The 1,096-nt window shown below is 73.4% G+C and carries 1 protein-coding gene; it reads right to left on the reverse strand.

Annotated elements, in window-relative coordinates; translation table 11 throughout:
• On the reverse strand, window positions 1–1,018 hold a 1,018-nt coding region (locus DZF91_RS03145), incomplete at its 3' end, for an ABC transporter ATP-binding protein (protein WP_147340969.1).
• Between the last annotated feature and the right edge of the window lie 78 nt (window positions 1,019–1,096).

Consider the following 1,096-nt stretch of genomic DNA (forward strand, 5'->3'; position numbering starts at 1 on the left):
GGCGGGCCTGCGCGTCCTCGCCGAGGCCGACGGCCTCGTGGGGAAGCCAGCAGGCCGAGGCGTGCGAGGGGTCGTGGCCGGGGGCGCCCGGCGGCGGCCCGGCCGGGTCGAGCGGCGGCTCGTCGGTGCGGCAGCGGTCCATGACGTACTCGCAGCGGGGGTGGAAGACGCAGCCGGTCGGCAGGTTGATCAGGCTCGGGGGCTGGCCCGCGATCGGCCGCAGCCGCTCCGCGCCGCCCGCGGCGGTCGGCACCGAGCGCAGCAGCCCCATCGTGTACGGGTGGTGGGACCGGTAGTACAGGGTGCGCCGCTCGGCCTTCTCGGCGGGCTTGCCGCCGTACATCACCAGCACGTCGTCGGCCATGTCGGCGATCACGCCGAGGTCGTGGGTGATCATGATGAGGGCGGTGTCGAACTCCGCCTGGAGCCGCCGCATCAGGTCCAGGATCTGCGCCTGGACGGTCGCGTCGAGCGCGGTGGTCGGCTCGTCGGCGATGATCAGCTTGGGGTTCAGGGCCAGCGCCATCGCGATCATCACGCGCTGCCGCATGCCGCCGGAGAACTGGTGCGGGTAGTCGTCCACCCGCCGGTCGGGCCGCGGGATGCCGACCAGCCCGAGCATCTCCACGGCCCGCTTGCGCGCCTGGTCCTTGGAGACCTTCCGGTCGTGCGCGCGGATCATCTCCTCGATCTGCCAGCCGACCTTGTAGAGGGGGTGCAGGCTGGACAGCGGATCCTGGAAGATCATGGCGATCTCGGCGCCGCGCAGCTCGCGCATCCGGTCGTCGCCGACGGTCAGCAGGTCCTGCCCCTCGAACAGGGCGGTGCCCGACACCCGCGCGCCGGGCGTCAGCCGCATCAGCGTCTGGGTCGACACGCTCTTGCCCGACCCCGACTCCCCGACGATGCCGAGGGTGCGGCCGCGGTCCACGGTGAACGACATCCCGCGCACGGCGTGGACCTCGCCGTCGGCGGTGTGGAAGGAGACCTGGAGGTCGGTCACCTCGAGAAGACTCATCGACGCCCCTTCGCGCCCGTGCCGCGCCGGACCTGACCGGACCGTCCCGCCCGGGCCGGCGGTCGCGCCGTCCGGGCG

This window comes from Actinomadura logoneensis, from assembly GCF_003428695.1.
Classification (GTDB): Bacteria; Actinomycetota; Actinomycetes; order Streptosporangiales; family Streptosporangiaceae; genus Spirillospora; species Spirillospora logoneensis.